The sequence below is a fragment of the Bacillus sp. TE9106W genome (assembly GCF_054062215.1).
This window is the reverse complement of record NZ_JBSSFA010000012.1, coordinates 101,633-126,259: the sequence shown is the minus strand read 5'-3', so window position 1 is coordinate 126,259 and position 24,627 is coordinate 101,633. Positions and strand designations below refer to the sequence as shown.

Genomic DNA, 24,627 nt, shown 5'->3' with positions numbered 1-24,627 from the left:
ATTTCTCAGAAATGCTAAACGTTGACAGGCCTTTCGTTTGAGGTGTATCTTAAAATCAAGCGTAATTATGACTATTTTTCGCCCATAGGGGGGAGACAATTGTGATTCAAACGAAACAAATAGGCTTGCAAGAAATTCTAAGTGCGGCCATTAAGCGTGCAACTGATGAAAAAATATTGGTGAGCTTCGTAAAACAAATAGACTGGATGGATCCGCTTCTGTTTTATGCAGCAGGAAAAAGGGTTGCATTCGAAAATAGATGTTATTTTGCAGACCCAGCGCAGCATGTAATATTTGCTGGAATTGGCTCTGTTTTCACTATAGCAACTGCTTCTCACAAACGCTTTCAAACTGCTCGTGACGAGTGGGATAAAGTAAAAGAGAAAGCATTTGTACAAAGGGAAAAATACGAGTTTGGAACAGGTCCTCTTTTATTTGGTGGATTTTCATTTGACCAAGAAAAAGAGAAAACAGATTTATGGAAAGAATTTGATGATACGACATTTTCACTACCAGCATTTTTATTAACTGTAAAAAATGAAAAAGCATGGTTAACAATGAATACATTCGTTTCAGCAACAGATTGTGCAGAAACTCTTTATAACGAAATTGTTTCTTTAGAAGAGAAAATTTTTGAGGAGAGTAAATGTGCACTAGAAGGATCAAAATTAACAGTTACTTCTAAAGTAGAAGTGGATCCGAAAGGCTGGATGAAGGCCATTGAGAAAGTGCAAGATGAAATGAAGCAGGGGAACGTACAGAAGGTTGTATTAGCGAGGGAGTTAAAAGTAGAGATGAATCACCATATTGATTCTGCTCTTGTTTTAGAAGCACTTCGCATTGGACAACCAGATTGTTACGTATTTTCTTTTGATTATAAAGGAGCATGCTTCTTAGGAGCGACGCCAGAGAGATTAATTCGCAAAGAAGATGAGAAGTTTACTTCGATGTGTCTTGCTGGTTCAACTGGTCATGGTCAATCTATAGAAGAAAGTAAGCGAAATAGTAATGCGCTTCTTCATGATGAAAAGAATTTAGCTGAACACGGTTATGTTGTGAACATGATCAGGTCGGTATTAAATGAGCACTGCGAATTCGTTAATATTCCGGAACGTCCAGGTCTATTAACAACGAAAAACTTAATTCATTTATATACGCCTGTAGAGGCAAAAGGCGACGCGAGTCTTTTAACGATGGTAGAAGAATTACATCCAACACCAGCTCTTGGCGGGACACCTCGTTTAGAAGCGATGAAACTAATTCGTGATGTTGAATTGTTAGACAGAGGATTATATGGTGCACCGATTGGCTGGATAGATGATGAAGGAAATGGTGAATTTGCGGTTGCACTTCGCTGCGGATTATTAAATGGAGAGAAAGCATCCTTATTTGCCGGTTGCGGAATTGTAATTGATTCAGTACCGCAACTTGAATATGAAGAAACAAGTTTGAAGTTTAGACCGATGCTTGGTGCTTTGGAGGAATTAATGAAATGAACAATCATATAGAAGCATTATCATATTATTTAGGCGCGTTCGTGGATGAACTGACGCGTCTAAATGTATGTGATGTTGTCATTAGTCCAGGCTCACGGTCAACGCCGATTGCTCTACTAATGGAACAACATGAAGGAATGAACACATATTTACATGTAGATGAAAGATCTGCAGGATTTTTTGCGCTCGGTATCGCAAAAGCGAAAAAACGTCCGGTCGCATTATTATGTACGTCAGGAACGGCTGCAGCGAACTATTATCCAGCTGTATGTGAAGCTTTTCATTCGCGAGTGCCGCTTATTGTCTTAACAGCAGATAGACCGCATGAATTAAGAGATGTCGGTGCACCACAAGCGATGAATCAAATTAATTTATACGGTACGTTTGTGAAGCAATTTACAGAGATGGCACTTCCAGAAGCGAGTGAAGCGATGTATCATTACGCTCGCATGACAACGCAGCGCATGATAGCAAGTGCTTGTTTAGCACCGCAAGGACCTGTTCATCTTAATTTTCCAGTTCGTGAACCGCTTATCCCGGACTTCTCATTAGAAAGTTTATGGGATAAAGGACGCGGGGAATATACAGGAGTAGTTCAGCAAGGGAACGCGGTGATGCCGAGTGAATATGTAGATTCTCTTGTAGGGCGCCTTTCACATATGAAAAAGGGGCTTATTATTTGTGGAGATGATAGTCATTCAGAAATCGCAGCGTTTGCAACGCAACTAGCTGAAAAAACGGGATATCCAATATTAGCGGATCCACTTTCTAACATTCGTAGCGGACACCACGATAAAACGATGGTAATCGACTGTTACGATACATTTTTACGCAATGAGTTGTTAAAGGAAACGTGGAAGCCGGACGTTTTAATTCGCTTTGGTGGTATGCCTGTTTCAAAAGCATTAACGCAGTTCATTAAAAAACAAACGAAAGCTGTTCATATCGTAGTTGACGAATCTGGACAATGGAGAGATCCAGCTCTTGTTGCAACAGAAGTTGTTCAAGCAAGTGATATTGCATTTTGCAGTGCACTAATAGAAAAAATGCCAGTTATGAAAAAGAATGATTGGTTCCGAATGTGGCAACATATAAACGAAAAAACGAAGGAAACGCTTCGTGAAATGGAAACATATGATACGGCGTTTGAAGGAAGGGTCATTACGGATATTGTCCGCGTATTACCAGAAGGGGCAACGTTATTTGCGAGTAATAGTATGCCAATTCGTGATACAGATTCATTCTTTTTCACATCGGATAAAAATATTCAAGTGATGGCTAACCGTGGTGTAAATGGGATTGATGGAATCATTTCGACAGCTTTAGGAGCGAGCATGATTTGCGATCCGCTCGTATTAGTAATCGGTGATTTATCATTTTATCACGATTTAAATGGATTATTAGCCGCAAAATTACATGAATTAAATATAACAATTGTCGTTGTAAATAATGACGGTGGTGGTATTTTCTCATTCTTACCGCAATATGAGAAAAAGGAACACTTCGAATCGTTATTTGGAACACCGATTGGGCTTGATTATGAGCATGTTGTTACAATGTACGGTGGTTCATTTAGCCGTGTAAATGGTTGGGAGCAATTCCGTGAAGAAGTACAAAAGGGAGCAACGACAGAAGGTTTACACGTTGTAGAAATTTGTACGAACCGTGATGAAAACTTAACATTGCACCGTACGTTATGGGCAAAAACACAGGACATCATTACTACATCGTTGCAAGGTGAATCAAAATGAACGTAACGCTGCAAGGTGTATCGTATGAATATGAAGTAGTCGGAAGCGGAGAACCACTTCTACTTCTTCATGGTTTTACGGGAAGCATGGAAACGTGGCGTTCATTCGTTCCTTCTTGGAGCGAGCAATTTCAAGTTATTTTAGTAGACATTGTTGGGCACGGAAAAACAGAAAGCCCTGAAGATGTGACGCATTATGATATTCGAAATGCGGCATTGCAAATGAAAGAACTACTAGATTTCCTTCATATTGAAAAAGCGCACATACTCGGCTATTCAATGGGCGGTAGACTGGCGATTACGATGGCATGTCTATATCCGGAATATGTACGTTCTCTTTTATTAGAAAATTGTACAGCTGGGCTTGAAAGGGAAGATGAGCGAAAAGAACGCTGTGAAAAAGATGAGCGACTTGCCGATAAAATCGAGCGAGAAGGCATCGAAAGTTTTGTAACAATGTGGGAAAATATTCCGCTGTTTGAAACGCAAAAAAGTTTAGCACAAAACGTACAAGAAGCAGTGCGAAAAGAACGACTTGCTAACAATTCAAACGGACTTGCAAATAGCTTGCGCGGCATGGGAACAGGGGCTCAGCCTTCATGGTGGAATGAGCTGCAAAACTTAAAGATGCCTGTTCTTTTAATGAACGGAGAGTATGATGAAAAGTTCTTTCGCATATTAAAAAATATCGAAAAATGCGTCTCTGACGCGAAATTTGTCAAAATTGATGGTGCTGGCCATGCAATTCATGTGGAACAACCGGAAAAGTTTGATACAATAGTAAAGGGATTTCTAAAAACTATGCAGTGATGCTTTTTTCAGTTAAGAATGAAGTTACACTTATAGAGGAGATCAGAAATATACAAGGAGGTAGTTGTAATGGCTATTGAATGGGTAAAAGAAGGCAATTACGAAGATATTATTTATTCAACATACAATGGTATCGCGAAGATTTCGATTAACCGCCCTGAAGTACATAACGCATTCCGTCCTAAAACGGTAATGGAGTTAATCGATGCTTTTGCACACGCTCGTGATGATGCAAATGTTGGCGTTATCATTTTAACAGGTGAAGGTGGACGTGCATTCTGTTCTGGCGGCGACCAAAAAGTTCGCGGTCATGGTGGATATGTAGGTGACGACCAAATCCCTCGTTTAAACGTATTAGACTTACAACGTCTAATTCGCGCAATTCCTAAACCAGTTATCGCAATGGTAGCAGGTTATGCAATCGGTGGTGGACACGTACTTCATATCGTATGTGACTTAACAATCGCTGCAGACAACGCTGTATTCGGACAAACAGGTCCTAAAGTAGGAAGCTTTGACGGTGGATACGGAGCTGGTTACCTAGCTCGTATGGTAGGCCACAAGAAAGCTCGCGAAATTTGGTACCTATGCCGTCAATACAACGCTCAAGAAGCGCTTGATATGGGCTTAGTAAACACAGTAGTACCATTAGAAGAACTTGAAGCAGAAACAGTACAATGGGCACAAGAAATCTTAGCAAACAGCCCAATGGCACTTCGTTTCCTAAAAGCTGCATTCAACGCAGACACAGACGGTCTAGCTGGTATTCAACAACTAGCTGGAGATGCAACGTTATTGTACTACACAACTGACGAAGCAAAAGAAGGTCGCGACGCGTTCAAAGAAAAACGCAGTCCGGACTTCGGTCAATTCCCTCGTTTCCCGTGATCAAACCAAAAGCGGAAGCGGCTCGCTTAGAATGTGAGGGGGATGGAGCTTCTGACGTAGAGGCGCTTTTTGCCTCGTAGGAAGAAGTGAAGCCACCGAACATTCTAGCCGCTGTAGCTGGATGAGATCAAAAGCGGAAGCGACTCGCTTAGAACACGAGGGCGTTGGAACTCCTGACGTAGAGGCGCTTTTTGCCTCGTAGGAAGGCGTGAAACGACCGACTGTTCTAGCCGCTGTAGCTGGATAAGATCAAACCGGAAACAAAACAACTAAGAGACTTGATGTCATATCAAGTCTCTTTCTTTCATGAAAGGAGAATGAATGATGGAGACCATGCCAAATTGGTTAAAGCAACGTGCATTTTTAACACCAGATCGCACTGCAATTGAAATAGAGGAAGAGAAAGTTACTTTTATGCAGCTGCATGAAAAAGTAGTATCTGTTTGTGAACACCTCACGCATGTAGGAGTGAAGCGTGGGCAAAAGGTGGCTGTTCTGATGAAAAATGGTATGGAGATGATTACAGTTATTCACGCCCTATCTTACGTAGGTGCAGTAGCTGTGCTTTTAAATACGCGTCTTTCAAGAGAAGAGCTACTTTGGCAAATGGATGATGCTGAAGTGATTTGTTTAGTGACAAATCAAGACTTTGATGCTAAAGATATTCCTGTCTATTCATTCGCCGAAGTGATGAATGGGCCGAAAGGGGAAGCCTCTATACAAGAAGAGTTTTCTTTAGAAGAAGCGATGACAATTATTTATACGTCAGGGACGACAGGGAAACCGAAAGGCGTTATTTTAACGTACGGGAATCACTGGGCAAGCGCGGTTGGTTCTTCGCTTAATTTAGGACTGCGTGATGATGATTGCTGGTTAGCTTGTATGCCGATGTTCCACGTTGGCGGACTATCTCTTTTAATGAAAAATATTATGTACGGCATGCGCATTTTACTCGTTCCGAAATATGATGCTGATTTTATTCATAAAGCACTTCAAACGAGAGGCGTTACGATTATTTCTGTCGTTTCTAAAATGTTAACTGATTTATTAGAGCGACTTGGAGAAGGAACATATCCATCTTCTTTACGATGTATGTTACTTGGCGGAGGACCAGCACCGAAACCATTATTAGAAACGTGTGTTGATAAAGGGATTCCTGTATATCAAACGTACGGTATGACAGAAACGTCTTCGCAAATTTGTACGTTATCCGCGGATTACATGTTAACGAAAGTAGGATCTGCCGGCAAACCACTATTTCAATGCCAACTTCGTATTGAAAAAGACGGCGTAGTAGTGCCGCCATTTGCAGAAGGCGAGATTGTCGTAAAAGGACCAAACGTAACAGGCGGTTACTTTAACCGTGAAGATGCAACGCGTGAGACAATTCAAAACGGATGGCTTCATACTGGTGACCTCGGTTATTTAGATGAAGAAGGATTTTTATACGTATTAGATCGCCGTAGTGATTTAATTATTTCTGGCGGAGAGAATATATATCCGGCTCAAATTGAAGAAGTGTTGCTTTCTCATCCGATGGTAGCGGAAGCTGGTGTTGTCGGTATGACTGATGATAAATGGGGACAAGTACCCGCTGCTTTTGTTGTAAAAAGTGGAGAGATAACAGAAGAAGAAATTCTTCATTTTTGCGAGGAGAAATTAGCGAAATATAAAGTGCCGAAAAAAGCGTGTTTCTTAGAGGAATTACCACGAAACGCTTCGAAAAAATTGTTAAGACGAGAGTTAAGACAATTAGTGGAGGAGATGTAAGTGGAAATAAAAAAAGCGACACTTCATATAACGGAAATGCCACTCGTCATCCCGTTTGCTGCAAGCTACGGAACGTATGAAAAACGTGAGAGTATCGTCATTGAATTAGAAGATGAGGACGGGTACATTGGATTTGGCGAAGTCGTTGCTTTTTCTGAACCGTGGTATACGGAAGAAACGGTGAAGACGGCGCTGCACGTACTGCAAGACTTTTTATTGCTGGATTTATTAAAAACTGAAATTTCTCATCCGAATGAAGTGCCAATTTTGTTTCAGCATATAAAAAGAAACCGAATGGCAAAGGCCGGAATTGAAGGGGCTGTTTGGGATTTATATGCGAAGCGTCAAAAGAAATCGTTAGCGACATTGCTTGGCGGAACGAAGTCTGAAATTGAAGTCGGTGTTGTGATCGGGATCAATACGATTCCGGTTATGTTAAAACAAATCGAGAAGTATGCGGAAGAAGGATACGAGCGTTTTAAGGTGAAAATAAAACCGGGGCATGATTATGAGTTATTGAAAGAAATTCGTAAAGAGTTTCCGCGTATCCCGTTAATGGCTGATGCAAATTCAGCGTATACATTAGCGGATACGGAGAGTCTAAAACGACTAGATGAATTCCAATTGATGATGATTGAGCAACCGCTAGCAGATTACGATTTTCTTGATCATGCACAGCTGCAGAAGAAGATTGAAACGCCAATTTGTTTAGACGAAAGTATCCATAGTTTAGAAGACGCACGCGTTGCGATTACGCTTGGTAGTTGCCGCATCGTTAACATTAAACCAGGACGAGTAGGCGGATTAACAGAATCAATCCAAATCCATAATTATTGTATGGAGCATAACATACCAGTTTGGTGCGGCGGTATGGTAGAGATGGGGATTTCACGAGCGCAAAATGTTGCCCTCGCCTCATTGCCGAACTTTACGATTCCTGGCGATATATCCGCTTCTAGTAGACATTGGGAAAAGGATATTATTTCGCCGGAAGTGACGCTTGAGGGCGGGAAAGTGATGGTGCCGCAAAGTGTTGATACTGAGTATAAAGTGGACCGCGGAAGGCTGGCGGAAATTACGAAGCAACGGATTGTTTTTGAGCGGTAAGTGGAGTCTTTAAAATAGCGAGAGGGTTTTGTCGTTAATTGTCGGTAAGTCGATATATTTCAATAATCGCCGATATAATTCGAGTTACGATCGATATAATTGAAAAATCGCCGATATAATTCAAGTTATGGTCGATATATTTGGAAAATCGCTGATATAATTTTATTTACAAAGGTTACTCTAACGGGTAACCTTTTCGTATTGTACAAATTGGATAGACTAGTTTAAAATCGAGCGTATAAAAGGGGGAGTAAAATGAAGCGCATTTCAATTTTAATAGCGGATGATGAGGCAGAAATTGCTGATTTAATTGAGATACATTTAGAAAAAGAAGGGTACCACGTCGTGAAGGCAGCGGATGGAGAAGAAGCTATGCATATTATTGAAACGCAGCCAATCGACTTAGTGGTTTTAGATATTATGATGCCAAAAATGGATGGGTATGAGGTGACGCGTCAAATTCGAGCGAAGCATCATATGCCAATCATTTTCTTGAGTGCGAAAACTTCGGACTTTGATAAGGTGACAGGTCTTGTATTAGGTGCAGATGATTATATGACGAAACCTTTTACGCCGATTGAATTAGTTGCGCGTGTAAATGCACAATTACGCCGATTTCTTACATTAAATCAGCCGAAAGTAGCGGAGAATAAATCTGCTTTAGAGGTAGGCGGAGTTACTATTGATCCTGAGCGAAGAACAGTGAACGTGTACGGAGAGCAAATTGAGTTAACACCGAAAGAGTTTGATATTTTATATTTATTAGCGAGTCATCCGAAGAAAGTGTACAATGTGGAAAATATTTTTCAGCAAGTATGGGCAGATGATTATTATGAAGGCGGAAATACAGTTATGGTACATATTCGTACGTTGCGGAAAAAACTTGGGGAAGATAAAAGAAAAGATAAGCTAATAAAAACAGTTTGGGGAGTAGGGTATACTTTCAATGGGTAAAAAGATGAGAAGTTTTCGCTCAAAGATGGTTATGCTATTTGCGTTAAGTATGCTATTTGCTGGTGGCGTAACGTATATCAGTTATGAAGGGTTACGGATCTATTATAAATCAGTCGTTCGTTTTGAAGATCCGTTAGCTCAATTGCGTTTTATGATAAGACAAATTGGGGATGTTAATTTCTTTTTAATTATTTTCATACCTCTGTCTATTATATTTTTCTTCTTCCTTACTAGACCGTATTTAAAATATTTTGATGAGATTTCAAACGGAATTCATCATTTGGCGAACGGAGATTTTACAAATGAAGTGCGGGTTTCATCAAATGATGAGTTTGGGGACATCGCGCGCGAAATAAATGTTGCGAGTGAAAAGTTAAAAGAAGCGGTGGAAAGAGGAGACTTTGCTGAAAGTAGTAAAGATCAGCTCGTTGTAAACTTAGCTCATGATTTAAGAACGCCATTAACATCCGTGTTAGGGTATTTAGATTTAATTCTTAAAGATGAGAATTTAACAAAAGAACAAATTAAACATTTTTCCACGATTGCATATAAGAAATCGCAAAGGCTCGAAAGTTTAATCGATGAGTTATTTGAAATTACACGTATGAATTATGGCATGCTAAAGCTGGATAAAAAGCAGATTGATATAAGTGAGCTACTTATACAGTTAGATGAGGAATTGTATCCGTTATTAGAAAAACATCATTTAGAAGCTAGATTGAATATTGATCCGCATTTGCCAATTAACGGTGATGGAAAATTGTTAGCTAGAGTATTTGAAAACTTGTTAACAAATGCCGTTCGATACGGATATGATGGGCAATTTGTTGATTTGAATGGGTATGTCGATAATGAAGAAGTTGTCGTACAAGTTATGAATTACGGAGATAGCATTCCGGAAGAAGATTTACCGTATCTTTTTGATATGTTTTATACAGGTGATAAATCGAGAACTGAGAACCGTGGCGGGACAGGCCTTGGGCTATTTATTGCGAAAAATATTATCGAGCAGCATAACGGTACGATTTCTGCTGAAAGTAATGTAGTTAGAACAATGTTTGAAGTACGATTACCAAAAGACGAGAACTTAACAATTTAATAAAAATTTAAACTTTACCCCACTTTTTATTTTAATAGTTTTTTCTATTCTAGACGTAAGTTACGTTAAGGAGGAACTAGAAATGAAAAAGTGGGTATTTATTTCTTTTTTTATCGCATGCACAATCTGTGTAGGCGTTTATATATCACCGTTATTTCAAAAAGAAATTGATGTGAAAATCGGCGGGGAAAATAGTTCAATAAAGAATGCAAATATGGAAAAGATAGAGATTACAAAAGAAGAGATTTATAAAGGGGATCTATTATTAGTTAACAAAGATTACCCAGTAAAAAAAGATAGTATTAGGTCTGACATTATAAATGTAAATCACAACAGTGAATTAGTAAGAGGTTACGTAATATTTGATAGAAATCTTCGTTTATCAAAGGATGTTGTAAAAAAGTTTTTGAACGTTGTCGATGCGGCTGGAAAAGATGGCGTACAACATTTCTTAATGAATAGCGGGTATAGAGATTTTAAAGAGCAGAGTAAACTATATAAAGACATGGGATCTGATTATGCACTCCCAGCAGGATATAGTGAACATAATTTAGGATTATCACTGGACGTTGGATCAACGCAAAAGAAAATGGAGAAAGCGCCTGAAGGAAAATGGATTGAAGAGAATGTATGGAAGCACGGATTTGTATTACGTTATCCGAAAAATAAAAGTCATATTACAGGCATTCAATATGAACCGTGGCACATTCGTTATGTCGGCTTACCTCATAGTGCAATTATGCAAAAAAAGAAGATTACATTAGAAGAATACTTAGACTTCTTAAAAGAAAAAAAAGAAATTACAACCGATGTGGAAGGTAAGAAATATACGGTTTCTTATTATAAAGTTTCGGGGGATATGAAAGTGAATGTTCCGTTGAATAAGCGGTATGAAATTTCGGGGAACAATGTGGACGGGGTTATTGTGACGGTTCAGGAATAGATGTTTTTTAAACTAGAAGAATGGGTACAATTCTTCTAGTTTTTATTGTATACAAACGATGGCTGCCCTCTGTTTTGGATACTGATTTTAATAAGCCGATTTTATCGTAGTAACGCGGTATTCTCTGCTATCCCCCAATCCTATTAATATGTATCAACTGATAAACCCGCCTTCCTGTATGTTAAGACTCCATTATTAACAACTTTTATATTCATTCTAGTTTATCAGCTTTATTTTTATTGGAAAGGGGGGGGCTATAAAGAAAAGCCACACTAAGTTGTCTTTCTCCGATTTTATCTGCTTGTCAGTATCCATACAAAGGGAGAGTATAAAATCTTGTATATAGAAAAAAGATTTTGAAGTTATTATCGAGAAGTAATGAGTATCAGTGTTAAAAACGAAATGTATTTCGAAATCAATTCGTTTTTTTTATCGGTTGTCATATCAGTTATGAGTGTATTCTGTTTTTAGGGAGGATTGAGGGTTTTTTAATGTTTTTTTCGAAGGTTATTTTTTCATATTTGTCTTTAGAAAATAAGGAAAGTATATTTACTTGTATTAAATTAGAAAAAAATAATATAAATGTATTTTAATTATTATTTTACAATTTTATTTATTTTTTTGTTAAAATTTTCATGTTGAGTAAAAATAGGAATGAGGGGTTTGTGGTTTTGAAAAAAGATAATTCATATTCAATTTTATCTGTTTGGAATGCTATAGATATTTCAAAGAAAAAATTGATTGTACCGATTATAATTACAGTAATAAGCAGTATTCTAAGTTTAATAGTTCCATTGTTTTCAATAAATGTTATGGACAATTTTAAAAATGGTATTAATTACAAGCTTATCATTTTTGCAGTTGTTTTATTGGGAGTAGGAACTTTTCTTTCAGCCATTTCTAACTTTTTATTATCTAAGATTGCTGAACAAATAATTTTTAAGGTAAGAAAGAAACTATGGAATAAAATACTTAATTTACCTTTGAAGTTTTATAAAAACAATCGTTCTGGTGATTTAGTTAGTAGATTAACTAGTGATACATCATTAATAGTTGATGTTATGACTCATAAGTTAATAGATCTTTTAGAGGCTGCAATATCTCTTATTATTTCATTAATTATCTTATTTTATTTAGATGCTTATTTATCGCTTATATTGGTTGTTATAGTTCCGTTATCAGTATTTATTATTTATCCTTTAGGAGAGAAAATTTTTAACATTTCTTATAAAGAACAAGAAAGATTAGCTGATTTAACTTCATTTTCATCTGAAATTTTAAAGGATATTAAAATTGTAAAAGCTTTTAATGCAGAGAAAATTGAAAATCAAAAAGGTGAAGAAAAATTTAATAATTTGTATAAATTGGGTATTAAATCTTCTGTTTTAAGTGCGATTATTACTCCTTTACTTAGTTTGTTTTCTTTTGTTGTTTTACTGTTAGTTGTAGGATTTGGAGCTTGGAGAGTTGTTAATGAAGCTATAAGTATAGGGGAATTAGTGGCTTTTATTATTTATTTAGTTCAAGTAGTTGCTCCATTTTTTACTTTGAATTTGTTTATTAGTGATTATCAATCAGCAAAAGGTTCTGTACAAAGAGTTATGGAAATTTTAGATGAAGAAGATGAGCAAACTATTAATTATCAAACAGTAGAAAAAAAATTCTCTCTTGATAATGAGAAAAAAGTAAATTTAATTTTTAATAATGTTTCTTTTTCTTATGATGAGAATAGAAATATTTTAAAGGATATATCATTTACTTTAGAAACTGGAAAAACATTTGCTTTAGTCGGACCAAGTGGTGCCGGTAAGTCTACTGTTTTTAGTTTGATTGAAAGATTTTATTCTCCTTCAAGTGGAGAAATTTTATTAAATAATCATTCTTATAATCAAGTTGATGTAAACGCTTGGCGTGAAATTTTTAGTTATGTTCCACAAGATTTTCCATTGTTTTATGGAACAATTAAAGAAAATTTATTATATGGATTAAAAGAAAAGATATCTATGGAAGTATTAGTAGAGATAACTAAAAAAGCAAATGCACATGAATTTATAATGAATTTACCAGATCAATACGATACACATGTTGGGGAATTTGGTAACTTTTTATCTGGTGGACAAAAACAAAGAATAGCCATTGCACGTGCATTGTTAAGAAAATCAAAATTTATTTTATTAGATGAAGTTACAGCTAATTTAGATAGTGAATCAGAGTATTTGTTACGAGATACATTAAATTATTTAACTGAAAATAATATTGGAGTGTTTATGATTGCTCATAGATTATCTACAATTAAAAATGCTGATAGTATTTTAATTGTAGAAAATGGGGAAATTACTAATTTTGGTACTCATGATTATCTATATGAGGTAAATGATCATTATCGAAATTCTGTAGATAAACAAATAAATCCTTAAATGGAATAAAATTCACTGAATTATTGGGTTGAAATGTAATAAAATACAATTAGAGATTATTGGTCAAACCTTATATAAAATATATGAATTAAAAATAAAAAGAAACAATAGAAAAGAGAAATTGTAAATTATGGGTGTTATTCTTAAAGTTGTTGTACAAGTGGGGAAAAAGTAGTAGAAGTATCAGTGAAAACTGCAAAGAAAAAGAAATAATATAAACTTAATATATTGCTATAAAAAGTCGATTTTTTATTTATAAGAGGAAGACTATTAGGTAAAGAAGATACTTTTTGCTGATCACTTTTTTATCGTATTTTTTGCTTGTTTTAAATTAAGTTTATAAGCTTCAAGAAGTATAATTCTTTATCAGGTAATGAATTAAAAGATTCTAACTTGTAGCTTTTATTTTCTATTTCTGCAATTTTTATTAAGTTGTTCTCTCTAAAAACTTAATAAAAATGAATGCCGTAGATGCAAGAGTTATAACGGCTCCAGCACCAGCGCCCTAAGTAGTTATATTAGAAATTCCCCCCTGAATTTGGCCATCTTTAGTGAAGAAAACAATACAAATTAAACATTATAACGTTATATTTACTTCTCTCTTTTTTTATGTTACGCTAAACGTGTGAAAGAGATATAAAAAATGAAACTTTAATGTAAGCGTATTCTTATGGCTTCTTATAGAAAAGGGTGGAAGTACAATGACAGAACGATTCGTACTACGTAATGTGAGACGTGTGAACGGGGAAGAGATTGACATTGTAATTGAAAATAATAAAATCGCACAGGTGACGAAAGCTGGTGCTGGTGAGGGTGGAAAGGTTCTTGATTACTCAGGTACTTACGTATCGAGTGGTTGGATTGATTTGCACGTTCATGCTTTTTCAGAGTTTGATCCGTATGGCGATGAGGTGGATGAAATTGGCGTTAAGCAAGGGGTAACGACAATTGTTGATGCAGGTAGCTGCGGTGCTGATCGCATTGCAGATTTAGTAAAAAGTAGAGAGCAGGCGAAAACGAATTTATTTGCCTTTTTAAATATTTCTCGCATCGGTTTGAAACGAATTGATGAATTATCCAATATGGAATGGATCGATAAAGAGAAAGTAATAGAAGCAGTAGAAAAATATAAAGATGTAATCGTTGGGTTAAAAGCGAGAATGAGTAAAAGTGTCGTTTGTGATAGTGGAATTGAACCGCTTCATGTAGCGCGTTCTTTATCTCGCGAAACATCATTACCGATTATGGTACATATCGGTTCAGCGCCTCCTCGCATTGAGGAAGTTGTACCTCTTTTAGAAAAAAATGATGTCATTACACATTATTTAAACGGGAAAGAAAATAATTTATTTGATGAAGAAGGCAAACCGTTACCTGTGTTACTAGATGCAGTGAATCGCGGTGTGCATTTAGATGTTGGGCATGGTAATGCTAGTTTTTCTTTTAAAGTAGCAGAGGCAGCAAAGCGTCACGATATTGCTTTTCATACAATTAGTACAGATATTTACCGGAAGAATCGTATACACGGTCCAGTGTATAGTATGGCTCACGTTCTTTCGAAATTCCTTTACTTAGGTTATCCGCTAGAAGAAGTGATTGATGCGGTTACGAAACATGCGGCAGAATGGCTTAAGAAACCTGAGCTTGGCCGCATTCAAGAAGGAGATATTGCAAACTTAACTTTATTTACGGTGAAAGATGAGAAGGTTACGTTAATAGATTCAGAAGGGGATCAGCGCATTGCTGAAAGAAGAATTGATACGAAAGGGGTTGTAGTCAATGGGTCATTCATTGAATGCTAAGTATGGATTAAAAAGAGTAATTAATGCGAGCGGTAGAATGAGTATTTTAGGTGTATCCGCTCCGACAGATACAGTTATGGATGCAATGAAGCATGGTGGACAAAATTATGTGGAAATTGCTGATTTAGTAGATAAAGCAGGAGACCATATTGCGAGAATTCTAGATTCAGAGGCAGCGGTCGTTGTGAATTCAGCATCGAGTGGAATTGCGCTTTCTATCGCAGCAATTGTGACAGAAGGAAATCGTCGTAAAAGTGAAAGACTTCATCAAGAGGTCATCGCGAAAAACGAAGTGATTATGTTAAAAGGTCATAACGTTCAGTACGGTGCTCCAGTTGAAACGATGATTTATTTAGGTGGCGGTAAACTTGTAGAAGTTGGCTACGCAAATGAAGGGAAAGCAGAGCATATTGAAGATGCGATTGGTGAAAATACAGCAGCGATTCTATATGTGAAATCCCATCATGCCGTGCAAAAAAATATGATTTCTGTTGAAGAAGCATGGGAAGTAGCGCAGCGAAATAACATCCCGCTTATCGTCGATGCGGCAGCTGAAGAAGACATTCAAAAATATGTGAAGTATGCAGACCTTGCCATTTATAGCGGTTCAAAGGCGATTGAAGGACCTACTTCTGGTATTGTTGGCGGGAAACGAAAATATATTGAGTGGCTGAAAGTGCAATTACATTGCATCGGAAGAAGTATGAAGGTTGGGAAAGAAACAACATTTGGCTTACTTCAAGCGCTTGATGAGTACGGAGTAAAAGAAGATAAGAGTGAGCAAGAAAAAGAGTTGTTACAAGTACTTATGCCGCTAAAAGAATTAAGCGGTGTAAATGTAACGATCGTTCAAGATGAAGCGGGAAGAGCAATTTTTAGAGCACGTATTCATATTAACGAGGAAGAGTTAAATAAATCAGCAAAAGATGTTGTGACTGCATTACGCGAAGGGGAAAGCGCAATTTACACACGTGATTACGGAGTAAGACAAGGATTCTTTGATATCGATCCACGTCCACTTCAAGGTGATGACATACATGTGATTGAAGAAAAATTGAGAGAAATTGTAGGGGGAAACTAAAATGACAAACATTCAAAAACGTTTTTATAAAGGCCGCGTAGCATTAAATGTATTGGCAAACAATATAGAAAATGCAAAAGATATTTTTGAAGCAGCAGAAGGTTATGTAGTAGTAGGTGTATTATCAAAAGATTATCCAACAGTAGAAGAAGCTGTTACAGCGATGAAAGCATACGGAAAAGAAATTGATGATGCTGTATCAATTGGACTAGGAGCAGGAGATAATCGCCAAGCAGCAGTTGTAGCTGAAATTGCGAAGCATTATCCTGGTAGCCATATTAACCAAGTGTTCCCTTCAGTTGGAGCAACGCGTGCAAATCTCGGCGGAAAAGATAGCTGGATTAATAGTTTAGTATCACCAACAGGAAAAGTAGGGTACGTAAATATTTCTACTGGTCCAATTAGTGCAGCTGGAGAAGAAAAAGCAATCGTTCCAATTAAAACAGCGATCGCACTTGTACGTGATATGGGCGGAAATTCATTGAAGTACTTCCCAATGAAAGGGCTAGCTCACGAAGAAGAATATCGCGCAGTCGCGAAAGCTTGTGCAGAAGAAGGATTCGCATTAGAGCCAACAGGCGGAATTGATAAAGAAAACTTTGAAACAATTGTACGTATTGCGCTTGAAGCAAATGTAGAGCAAGTTATTCCGCACGTGTACTCTTCTATTATTGATAAAGAAACTGGCAATACGAAAACAGAAGATGTTCGTGAATTATTAGCAGTCGTGAAGAAGTTAGTTGATCAATATGCGTAAGAAAATTGCAGCATTCGGCGAAGTAATGATGCGCCTGCAAGTACCAGGATATGAATTGTTGTCGCAAGCAAATACATTAAAATACTCATTTTCTGGTACAGGTGTGAACGTTGCAGCTGCGCTTTCTCATCTAGGGCATGAAGGGCTTCTTATTTCAACTTTACCGGAAAATTCGGTTGGGGATGCGGCATTATCTTACATTCAAAAGTTAGGTGTGCAAACCTCGCTCGTTTCAAGAGGCGGTAAATATGTCGGCATGTACTTTTTAGAAAATGGATTTGGTGCACGTGCAAGCCGCGTTACATATTCAAATCGATTAGAAAGTAGTTTCAATATGGCATGTGAAGAGATGTATCAATTTGAAGAAATTGCAAAGGAAATTGATATCGTTCATTTTTGCGGGATTTCACTTGCGATGAATGATACGGTGCGCCATCATATGAAATCTTTAGCGAAAGCTGTTAAAGAAAACGGAGGCACTGTCGTTTTTGATTGCAATTATCGTCCGTCACTTTGGGAAGAAGACGGATATGAGCAGGCGAAACCGCATTATGAAGAAATGTTAGGGCTAGCTGATATTGTAATGATGAATGAAAAAGATGCGATGTTCGTTCTAGGAATGAAAACAGAAGAGACGGAGCAAGAGGCGCAGCTTGTTGATCTTATTCCAAAGGTAGCTGAAACGTATAGTATCGCTACAATCGCTGGTACACATCGCTCTATTAATAGCGATAATACACACTCGCTTCGCGGATTTATATGTAAAGATGGTGCGTTCACTTTTGCAAAAACACTTACGTTTTCTGTATATGATAGAATAGGTGCTGGAGATGCTTATACGAGCGGGATTATTCATGGCGAGATAGAAGAGTTTGCACCAGAGAAAGCTGTTTCATTTGCGTCAGCAGCTGGAATGCTTGCACATACAATCGTCGGTGATACGCCAATGTCATCAGAGAAGGAGATACTTCGGGCAATGACGGCATCAGTAGGTGATGTAGAAAGGTAGTGGGTGTAACGGTGAACGTAACGAGGAAAAAAGGACCATTATATTTACAAATAAAAAATATTATTCGTGATCGAATATTGCATGGTGTATATGCGATTCATACAAATATTCCTTCCGAACCACAGTTAGAAGAAGAGTTCAAAGTGAGCAAAATTACAGTGCGAAATGCGATTAAAGAACTCGCTCAAGAAGGGTATTTAGAAAAGAAAAGCGGTAAAGGAACGAAAGTCATCCGTAACACGTCTGCGACAAAACTGTCAAAGGGTAAGAAATTTACTGAAGTGTTAGTGGAAGAAGGATATAAAGTACAGAAGAAATTGCTAAAAGCAGAAATCGTTCAGAATGAAGAAGGAACAGTGCCATTTCGATTATTCGGTAAAGAGAGTTTTCGTATTGAACGTTTATATACGTTAAATGATGCACCGTATATTCATTATACGCACTATTTCTCAGCGAAAATGGCAAGTACAGACTTATCGGATTTTGATTTACAATCGCTTTACGATTTAGTCGAGGACCGAGGTATACATTTAGAAAACTTCAGAGATGAATTCGCTGTTGGATTGGCGCCTAGTTTCGTTGCAGAAGCGTTAGGTGAAAAAGAGGGGACAGCGCTATTAAAACGTATGCGTTATTCTTACGATGAAGTTGGCGAAGTAATTGAATATAGTGAAGGCTACTACAATACAGAAATGCAGCATTATGTAGTGAATTATGACGTATAAAAAGAGGGGATTTTCCCTCTTTTTTTATAAAGTAAGGGGAATGGGAGATGGATATATACTTATTAATCGTCACATTAATTGCAATTGCAATTGTCATTTTAGGTGTATCATGGTGGAAATGGCATGCATTTATTAGTTTAACAGTTGCGAGTTTATTTTTAGCTATCATGTCTGGACTAAATGTAACGAAGATAGTGACTGCCTATGAAACTGGTGTTGGTAGTGTACTAGGGCATTTAGTTGGTATTTTAGCTCTCGGAACAATTTTAGGGAAAATGATGTCCGATTCAGGGTCCGGCATGCAAGTGGCAGATTTCTTTATTCGATTTTTCGGTGTGAAGAAACTACCGTGGGCTATGTTATTTGCAGGATTTGTTATAGGGATTCCAGTCTTTTTTGAAGTGGGGATTGTCATTTTATTACCACTCGTTATTTCCATTCGAAAAACGACGAAGCAAAATATATTATTAATTGCGTTACCTGTCATTGCTGGATTATCTATTGTTCACGGGCTAGTGCCTCCGCATCCAGGTGCGATGACAGCAATCGGTATTTATAACGCGAACTTAGGAAAGGTACTTTTATATTCATTACTTATCGCGCTACCAACAGCCATTATCGCAGGACCGATATTTGCAAAGTGGATACATAAAAGAGTTATACCTGAAAATGAACCAGAGCTTATTCGAGTTACGACTGTATCAACTGATTTACCGAGTCGTAAAGTTTCATTCTTTATTATTTTATTACCAGTTGTATTGATGATTTTATCAGTCGTTGCACCATATATTTCATTACCGAAAAAGATGACTGAATTTTTTGTGTTTATAGGAAGTCCAGTAATCGCTTTACTTATTTCATGTTTCGCAGCATTTTATTTACTTGGAATAAGACAAGGAATTAATAAAAAGATGATTAAAAAATTAACAGACGAAAGTTTATTACCGGTCGGTTCCATTATTTTAATTATCGGTGCAGGCGGTGGATTTAAACAAATATTAATTGAAAGTGGTGTTGGAACAGCGATTGCGCAAATGGCAGAACATATATCGTTATCACCAATCGTATTAGCTTTCATGGTAGCTGGGTTAATTCGAATTGCAACAGGTTCAGCGACAGTAGCATTAACGACAGCAGCAGGAATTGTTTCACCAGTTATTCAGCACATGTCTGGTGTGAATTTAGAGTTGCTCGTTATTGCAACCGGTGCAGGCTCATTAATGTTTTCTCACGTAAATGATGCAGGGTTTTGGCTTGTAAAAGAATATTTAGGTTTGACAGTAAAAGAAACGTTTAAAACGTGGACGGTGCTGGAGACATTGTTATCATTTATTGCATTCGGTTTTGCTCTTGTGTTGAATATGTTTATTTAGGAGAGAAGAGTCGATTTAAACGAATAAAGCCCACAGAGGAAATGTAATTTCTCTGTAGGTTTTATTCGTTTTTTGTGCTTTCTATTACTTAATGGAACGGACATACTGATCTTCTCCATCGTCTTTGACAAAGACTCCTAACTCATTTAAATCTTTACGTAAATGCTTCTTTTTTTTCAAGTTGCCATCTCGGATGGCATTTCGTCTTTCATACAAAATAGTATTTACATTTTTACTAAATCGTTCATCCTCTAATTTCCATAGACTATAGTCCTGTTTATAAGGATCTTGTTCCACCCATGGGAAACCGTGCAGCAAGAAAATATCTTTAATTTTGCTTGGGTTAATGTCAGATGTTTCACGTAACCATTCTCGGTCTTTTTGATCAATGATAACCACTTGACGCTTATCTACAAAAACGGCTTTTACATTTGACCTGGTAATTTCCTTCTTTTGATCATCCTTATTCACGTGAATGCTTTCCGAAGTAATGTTCATTTTTAAAGCGTCACTATAAATAATTAAAGAAAATAAAATTCCTGCAATAGCGCCAATTAACATGAGGATAATTGGAAGCCAAAAAGGGTTAATAGAATTTAAAAGTTCTATAATTTTTGAATCAGAAAAGAGAGGAATCTTTTTTATAATCTCTATTAATTTAGGTGAAAAATATCCAATAACGCCTAAAAGGATTGGACTTACTATAGCAAGTAATTTTTCTAAAAAACCTAATCCAATGGCAGATGTCTTTTTCATTTGTAGTTTATCCTTTCTTAATATATATTTTTTCAAGATCAGGGCATGTTTAAAAAATGAGTTTCTTCACCATTTTTATGAGCTCATCTGAGTAATTTTCTATAGATATCGATGAATTCGCCTTCAGCATTCTTTCTTCGATTGCTCCTAAAATAAATGAAGCCAATGTGTCAATTCGGAAAGAGTTAGAAAACACTCCATTTTGTTGACCAGTCTTCAAAATATCTAATAACATCGTTCTAAGAGCATCATCTTCTTCGTCGTCTTCGATTCTGTAATAAGGAATGTTCTCTTCATTTCTTGCATTAAAGACAATTTCAATTAAGGCAATGTTATTTTTGTAATGAGTTTCTTGATAAGCCAAATGTGCTTCAATAAAAGCCTCTAGTTTGTTTATTTCAGATTGGGCTAATAGTACTCGATTGCTAATAAATTCATGTTGTTTATTAACTAAAAATTGTAATGTGCGATTCATAAGATAAAGTTTATCGTTAAAATGATAAGAAATAAGTCCAGTGCTAATCTTAGCTTTTTTTGCTACCTTCGTTAAGCTTAAGTTGTTATATCCAACTTCTTCTAATGTATCAATACATGCAAGAATAATTTGTTCACGCCTAGCCTCTGCAATAAAAGAATCAGTCACGCTATTCAACTCCTATAATTTAAATAAGCAATCAAAAAACTGATTGGTCGTTCAAATAAATTTTAATAAGAAATGAATACTATGTCAAATGCTCTATGTTTACGTCTTGATAAGATTAATCCTTTTTTGATGAAGCCTAATTGCCAAAACAAGCCCGTTTTTAAGTAAGCCAAGCTTCCTATTCGCCCTGAAAACATACTATAAATGGAATCCCCTCATTTAGAGCAAGGTGAACTTGTTATGAATGATACTAAAGGAGGAATAGAGTAATGAGCGAAAAGTGTGAACACAGACATGATGATTGTAACCGCAGACATGGGTGCGGCGGCGGTTTTGCGCTTCTAATCGTATTGTTTATTTTATTAATCATCATCGGTGCTAGCTGCTTCGGCGGTGGCGGTTCTTGTGGTTATGGTGGTTACGGCGGTTATGCTGGCGGCTACGGTGGATATTGCTGCTAATTAAAAACTATTGAAAATGGCCTTGTGCGTATTGCACAAGGCCATTTTATTCATATTTTTATGTGTTGTGATAATTTATTAATGTACAGAGAACGGATTAAGAAGAAGAAAATAATCTCGATAATCCCGAAAAAGGTGAGTACAATTAATAACTCTTTTAGTAAAGAAAAAGCGAGCATGCTTTGTAAAAACTTAACCGCAAATAATGTGTGAATACCAGCAACGATGTAAGGAACGAAAAATAAAATTCCTAATTGAATCGTTGCAGAACGAAACATTTCTGATTCTGTTAAACCAAGCTTTGTAATCGTAATGTATTTTTGTTTTTCATTTGTTAAGTCGTTATACATACGGAAGTATAAAACACTAGCCGCACCGATAAAGAAGATAAAGCCGAGAAATGCCCAAATAAAGAATCGAGCGACTGCATTTTCCTTACTGTGAATGAGTTCATCAGTAGCTGTATCAATATGAAATGGCTGGCTGAAATTTTTTTCACCCTTATGTGCTTCATACAAGGTTTCTGAATCGTGATCTAAGCTTTTTAATATGTTTTTTGTTGGGATAATTGCATTTTCCCAATTTTCTACGAAGTAATTATACACTGTAATTGTTTCAATATGAGGAATCATATTTTCAATTACTTCATCTTGCATCACAATTAAATGAGGTAATGTAAAGAGTGGCACGATTCCTTTATTAATAAAACCTTTAATTTGAAATTCTTTTTTATTAGAATCAAGTGTAATTTTGTCCTGCTTCGCAAATGGGTTAGACACGAGATTTAGTAGTGCTGGTGAATAGCGAGAAATACTATAAACTTGTGTAGAATCAAGAGTGATTTCTGGTCGGTTTAATTGCTTTGCGATTGCGTTATAATCACTCATTTTCATAATGGCAATTGACTCTTTTGAAGCTGTATCTTTTAAAATGGTAAACTTATATTTGTTATATTGAAAATTAGCATTTGTAAGTTCAGTTTCAATCGTAGTAACATGCTTTTGTTCAAATGAATTAACACCTTCTGATGTATAGGTAAAGGGTATTGGATATCGTTCTAGTACGGATGCTTTCGTATGGTTGTTTGCAGCAAATAACCCGATAATAATTGTAAATGCAAGTGCAGATAGCATAGAAACGATAAAGAGTACATTAATATTACTACGGGTACGAGAAACTAAATCTGAAATCCATAACATATTTATTTGTTTCAAATAAAACTTTCTTCGTTTCTTTAAAATATAGATGAAAAGAAGAAATGTTTGTGAAAAGAATAAATATGTTCCGACTACTACGAGCGGTAAAATAGATAGCATAATTAAGAATACAGATCCACTTTTCGCATTTTTTTCTGTTATGTAGCCTTGCGGATAACCAGCGATATAATAGCATAGCCCTAAACAAATTAAAGCAAATACTGAAATGAGTATAGATGGTCTTTTTTCCTTTTTATTATTTTTAAGTAATCGAGTTGTTTTACGAGTACGAATGAACACCGGTGTAAACGTAGATACGATTAGAAATAAAATAATAAAAGTTATTGTTGTAACGATAATTGCTTCTGTAGGCCAATATAAATAGAGGCCTTTTGCGTTTGTTAATTTAGAAGTAACGAGTAAGAAAAAGTTAGAGAACACGAGACCGCCTTGAATACCTGCAAAGATAGCAAGCATTCCAATGATCATATTTTCAGTAAACAAAAGACGTTTTAATTGTTTTTGAGATATACCGAGAACAGTTAAAACGCCAAATTGTTGCTTCCGTACATTTAAAAATGTCCCAATAGAATATAAGAGAAAGAAGAGCGAGAACAAAACGATAACAAACTGTGCCATTCCGGTTAAGTTCATGAGCGGATCTTGTTCGTGTAATTTATTCATAATTTGTAAGCGTGGATGATACGCGTATACAGTAAATGAAAAGAAAACCATGATAGAAAACGCACTACTTACAAAATAAGCGAAATATGCTTTCGAATTACGCGAGACATTTTTAAATGCAAATTGCCAAAATGTCATCCACGTCTTCCTCCTAATAATGCTAAAACATCTAATATTTCTTGATAAAACTTCTCACGATACAATCCTCGGTGCAGTTCATTGTAAAGCTCCCCATCTTTAATGAAAATGACGCGATTACAATAACTTGCTGCAAACGGATCGTGCGTAACCATTAAAATCGTTGCATCTTCTTCTTTGTTTAATTTCGTAAATAGCTCCATTACGTCAATTGCCGCTTTTGAATCTAAGTTTCCTGTTGGTTCATCGGCAAGTAGAAGGGAAGGATGATGAATAACAGCACGTGCTACTGCGGTACGCTGTGCTTGTCCTCCTGAAACTTCAAAAATACGTTTATTTAAAATATGATCGATTCCTAGTTTTGTTGAGATGCTATCGAGCTTTTTGTCCATCTCTTTTAAAGGAACATTGTCTAACGTTAAAGGTAATACGATATTTTCTCCGATCGTTAATGTATCGAGTAAGTTAAAGTTTTGGAAAACAAACCCTAACTCTTGACGACGGAAAACAGCTAATTTTTCTCTACGAAATGTGTGTGGCTTTTTGCCGTTAATAACGACTTCCCCAGAAGTAGGAGAATCAATTGTAGAAATAACATTTAAAAACGTAGATTTACCACTTCCAGATGGCCCCATAATCGCAACGAATTCGCCTTTATCTACGTGTAAATTTATATTTTTTAAAGCGGTATGAGGGACTTTTCCCTCATACACTTTTGAGACGTTTTTTATGTGTAATACTTCTTCCATAGTAATCACCTTTCTATTT

The 24,627-nt window shown here is 36.5% G+C and carries 21 protein-coding genes and 1 pseudogene; 17 read left to right on the top strand and 5 right to left on the bottom strand.

What is annotated here, in order from left to right:
* Positions 1-101: 101 nt before the first annotated feature.
* The 9 genes from ACVWY7_RS20350 (at position 102) to ACVWY7_RS20310 (ending at position 10,817) form a co-directional block, all read left to right on the top strand.
* Entirely contained in the window at positions 102-1,496 is a 1,395-nt protein-coding gene (locus tag ACVWY7_RS20350; RefSeq protein ID WP_105990106.1) for an isochorismate synthase, read from the top strand.
* Positions 1,493-3,247, top strand: coding sequence for a 2-succinyl-5-enolpyruvyl-6-hydroxy-3-cyclohexene-1-carboxylic-acid synthase (gene menD / locus ACVWY7_RS20345; protein WP_001059248.1), 1,755 nt, complete (start codon positions 1,493-1,495; stop codon positions 3,245-3,247). Before ACVWY7_RS20350 ends, menD begins: the two co-directional genes overlap by 4 nt.
* On the top strand, positions 3,244-4,056 hold the full coding sequence (gene menH / locus ACVWY7_RS20340; protein ID WP_001103362.1) for a 2-succinyl-6-hydroxy-2,4-cyclohexadiene-1-carboxylate synthase: 813 nt from the start codon (positions 3,244-3,246) through the stop codon (positions 4,054-4,056). The genes menD and menH overlap by 4 nt, the downstream gene beginning before the upstream one ends.
* A gap of 69 nt (positions 4,057-4,125) precedes the next feature.
* Positions 4,126-4,944 (top strand): 1,4-dihydroxy-2-naphthoyl-CoA synthase, encoded by an 819-nt coding sequence (menB, locus tag ACVWY7_RS20335; RefSeq protein ID WP_000963873.1) that lies wholly within the window; start codon positions 4,126-4,128, stop codon positions 4,942-4,944.
* A 324-nt stretch (positions 4,945-5,268) separates the two neighbouring features.
* Positions 5,269-6,714, top strand: coding sequence for an o-succinylbenzoate--CoA ligase (locus ACVWY7_RS20330; protein ID WP_000449551.1), 1,446 nt, complete (start codon positions 5,269-5,271; stop codon positions 6,712-6,714).
* Positions 6,715-7,821, top strand: coding sequence for an o-succinylbenzoate synthase (gene menC / locus ACVWY7_RS20325; protein ID WP_431175046.1), 1,107 nt, complete (start codon positions 6,715-6,717; stop codon positions 7,819-7,821). It begins immediately after the preceding gene.
* 255 nt (positions 7,822-8,076) lie between these two features.
* A complete protein-coding gene (locus ACVWY7_RS20320) occupies positions 8,077-8,775 on the top strand; it encodes a response regulator transcription factor (protein ID WP_000822504.1) in 699 nt (232 codons plus the stop codon).
* Complete coding sequence (locus ACVWY7_RS20315) at positions 8,768-9,874, top strand: ATP-binding protein (RefSeq protein ID WP_456523947.1); 1,107 nt, start codon at positions 8,768-8,770, stop codon at positions 9,872-9,874. The genes ACVWY7_RS20320 and ACVWY7_RS20315 overlap by 8 nt, the downstream gene beginning before the upstream one ends.
* 82 nt (positions 9,875-9,956) lie before the next feature.
* Positions 9,957-10,817 (top strand): M15 family metallopeptidase, encoded by an 861-nt coding sequence (locus tag ACVWY7_RS20310; RefSeq protein ID WP_073522360.1) that lies wholly within the window; start codon positions 9,957-9,959, stop codon positions 10,815-10,817.
* Between the two features lie 46 nt (positions 10,818-10,863).
* On the opposite strand, the pseudogene ACVWY7_RS20305 reads toward ACVWY7_RS20310, so the two are convergent.
* Positions 10,864-10,938: pseudogene (locus ACVWY7_RS20305) on the bottom strand (MerR family DNA-binding transcriptional regulator); the annotation flags it as partial.
* 550 nt (positions 10,939-11,488) lie between these two features.
* Between ACVWY7_RS20305 and ACVWY7_RS20300 the strand changes: the two are divergent.
* The 7 genes from ACVWY7_RS20300 to gntP all read left to right on the top strand — a co-directional run bounded on the left by ACVWY7_RS20300 (position 11,489) and on the right by gntP (position 19,981).
* Positions 11,489-13,234 (top strand): ABC transporter ATP-binding protein, encoded by a 1,746-nt coding sequence (locus ACVWY7_RS20300; RefSeq protein WP_456523946.1) that lies wholly within the window; start codon positions 11,489-11,491, stop codon positions 13,232-13,234.
* A gap of 701 nt (positions 13,235-13,935) precedes the next feature.
* Positions 13,936-15,036, top strand: coding sequence for an amidohydrolase/deacetylase family metallohydrolase (locus ACVWY7_RS20295; RefSeq protein ID WP_456523945.1), 1,101 nt, complete (start codon positions 13,936-13,938; stop codon positions 15,034-15,036).
* Positions 15,014-16,117, top strand: coding sequence for a DgaE family pyridoxal phosphate-dependent ammonia lyase (locus ACVWY7_RS20290; RefSeq protein WP_456523944.1), 1,104 nt, complete (start codon positions 15,014-15,016; stop codon positions 16,115-16,117). The genes ACVWY7_RS20295 and ACVWY7_RS20290 overlap by 23 nt, the downstream gene beginning before the upstream one ends.
* A gap of 1 nt (position 16,118) precedes the next feature.
* On the top strand, positions 16,119-16,874 hold the full coding sequence (gene dagF, locus ACVWY7_RS20285; protein ID WP_000181913.1) for a 2-dehydro-3-deoxy-phosphogluconate aldolase: 756 nt from the start codon (positions 16,119-16,121) through the stop codon (positions 16,872-16,874).
* A complete protein-coding gene (locus ACVWY7_RS20280) occupies positions 16,867-17,883 on the top strand; it encodes a sugar kinase (protein WP_001227474.1) in 1,017 nt (338 codons plus the stop codon). Before dagF ends, ACVWY7_RS20280 begins: the two co-directional genes overlap by 8 nt.
* Positions 17,883-18,608 (top strand): GntR family transcriptional regulator, encoded by a 726-nt coding sequence (locus ACVWY7_RS20275; protein WP_000539282.1) that lies wholly within the window; start codon positions 17,883-17,885, stop codon positions 18,606-18,608. Before ACVWY7_RS20280 ends, ACVWY7_RS20275 begins: the two co-directional genes overlap by 1 nt.
* Positions 18,609-18,655: 47 nt before the next feature.
* The gene (gene gntP / locus ACVWY7_RS20270) at positions 18,656-19,981 is read left to right on the top strand and encodes a gluconate permease GntP (protein ID WP_073522352.1); all 1,326 of its coding nucleotides are present in this window, start codon (positions 18,656-18,658) and stop codon (positions 19,979-19,981) included.
* Between the two features lie 84 nt (positions 19,982-20,065).
* Here gntP and ACVWY7_RS20265 read toward each other — a convergent pair whose 3' ends face one another.
* Both ACVWY7_RS20265 and ACVWY7_RS20260 read right to left on the bottom strand, forming a co-directional pair.
* The gene (locus ACVWY7_RS20265; protein WP_000753749.1) at positions 20,066-20,737 is read right to left on the bottom strand and encodes a YqeB family protein; all 672 of its coding nucleotides are present in this window, start codon (positions 20,735-20,737) and stop codon (positions 20,066-20,068) included.
* A 49-nt stretch (positions 20,738-20,786) separates the two neighbouring features.
* On the bottom strand, positions 20,787-21,380 hold the full coding sequence (locus tag ACVWY7_RS20260) for a TetR/AcrR family transcriptional regulator (protein WP_000132255.1): 594 nt from the start codon (positions 21,378-21,380) through the stop codon (positions 20,787-20,789).
* Positions 21,381-21,649: 269 nt separating this feature from the next.
* Here ACVWY7_RS20260 and ACVWY7_RS20255 point away from each other — a divergent pair, with 269 nt between their 5' ends.
* Complete coding sequence (locus tag ACVWY7_RS20255) at positions 21,650-21,841, top strand: YjcZ family sporulation protein (protein ID WP_001290399.1); 192 nt, start codon at positions 21,650-21,652, stop codon at positions 21,839-21,841.
* A 50-nt stretch (positions 21,842-21,891) separates the two neighbouring features.
* On the opposite strand, the gene ACVWY7_RS20250 is transcribed toward ACVWY7_RS20255, so the two are convergent.
* Both ACVWY7_RS20250 and ACVWY7_RS20245 read right to left on the bottom strand, forming a co-directional pair.
* Positions 21,892-23,859, bottom strand: a complete 1,968-nt coding sequence (locus tag ACVWY7_RS20250) for an ABC transporter permease (protein WP_073522344.1) — start codon at positions 23,857-23,859, stop codon at positions 21,892-21,894.
* Positions 23,856-24,608, bottom strand: a complete 753-nt coding sequence (locus tag ACVWY7_RS20245) for an ABC transporter ATP-binding protein (protein ID WP_000393254.1) — start codon at positions 24,606-24,608, stop codon at positions 23,856-23,858. Before ACVWY7_RS20245 ends, ACVWY7_RS20250 begins: the two co-directional genes overlap by 4 nt.
* Positions 24,609-24,627 lie beyond the last annotated feature (19 nt).

Excerpts from the sequence above, each read along its gene's own strand:
- gntP (WP_073522352.1), top strand. The coding sequence starts at position 18,656 with ATGGATATATACTTATTAATCGTCACATTAATTGCAATTGCAATTGTC.
- ACVWY7_RS20265 (WP_000753749.1), bottom strand. The coding sequence starts at position 20,737 with ATGAAAAAGACATCTGCCATTGGATTAGGTTTTTTAGAAAAATTACTT.
- dagF (WP_000181913.1), top strand. The coding sequence starts at position 16,119 with ATGACAAACATTCAAAAACGTTTTTATAAAGGCCGCGTAGCATTAAAT.
- ACVWY7_RS20245 (WP_000393254.1), bottom strand. The coding sequence starts at position 24,608 with ATGGAAGAAGTATTACACATAAAAAACGTCTCAAAAGTGTATGAGGGA.
- ACVWY7_RS20290 (WP_456523944.1), top strand. The coding sequence starts at position 15,014 with ATGGGTCATTCATTGAATGCTAAGTATGGATTAAAAAGAGTAATTAAT.
- menD (WP_001059248.1), top strand. The coding sequence starts at position 1,493 with ATGAACAATCATATAGAAGCATTATCATATTATTTAGGCGCGTTCGTG.
- ACVWY7_RS20320 (WP_000822504.1), top strand. The coding sequence starts at position 8,077 with ATGAAGCGCATTTCAATTTTAATAGCGGATGATGAGGCAGAAATTGCT.
- ACVWY7_RS20280 (WP_001227474.1), top strand. The coding sequence starts at position 16,867 with ATGCGTAAGAAAATTGCAGCATTCGGCGAAGTAATGATGCGCCTGCAA.
- ACVWY7_RS20330 (WP_000449551.1), top strand. The coding sequence starts at position 5,269 with ATGGAGACCATGCCAAATTGGTTAAAGCAACGTGCATTTTTAACACCA.
- ACVWY7_RS20310 (WP_073522360.1), top strand. The coding sequence starts at position 9,957 with ATGAAAAAGTGGGTATTTATTTCTTTTTTTATCGCATGCACAATCTGT.
- ACVWY7_RS20295 (WP_456523945.1), top strand. The coding sequence starts at position 13,936 with ATGACAGAACGATTCGTACTACGTAATGTGAGACGTGTGAACGGGGAA.
- ACVWY7_RS20315 (WP_456523947.1), top strand. The coding sequence starts at position 8,768 with ATGGGTAAAAAGATGAGAAGTTTTCGCTCAAAGATGGTTATGCTATTT.
- ACVWY7_RS20255 (WP_001290399.1), top strand. The coding sequence starts at position 21,650 with ATGAGCGAAAAGTGTGAACACAGACATGATGATTGTAACCGCAGACAT.
- ACVWY7_RS20250 (WP_073522344.1), bottom strand. The coding sequence starts at position 23,859 with ATGACATTTTGGCAATTTGCATTTAAAAATGTCTCGCGTAATTCGAAA.
- menB (WP_000963873.1), top strand. The coding sequence starts at position 4,126 with ATGGCTATTGAATGGGTAAAAGAAGGCAATTACGAAGATATTATTTAT.
- menH (WP_001103362.1), top strand. The coding sequence starts at position 3,244 with ATGAACGTAACGCTGCAAGGTGTATCGTATGAATATGAAGTAGTCGGA.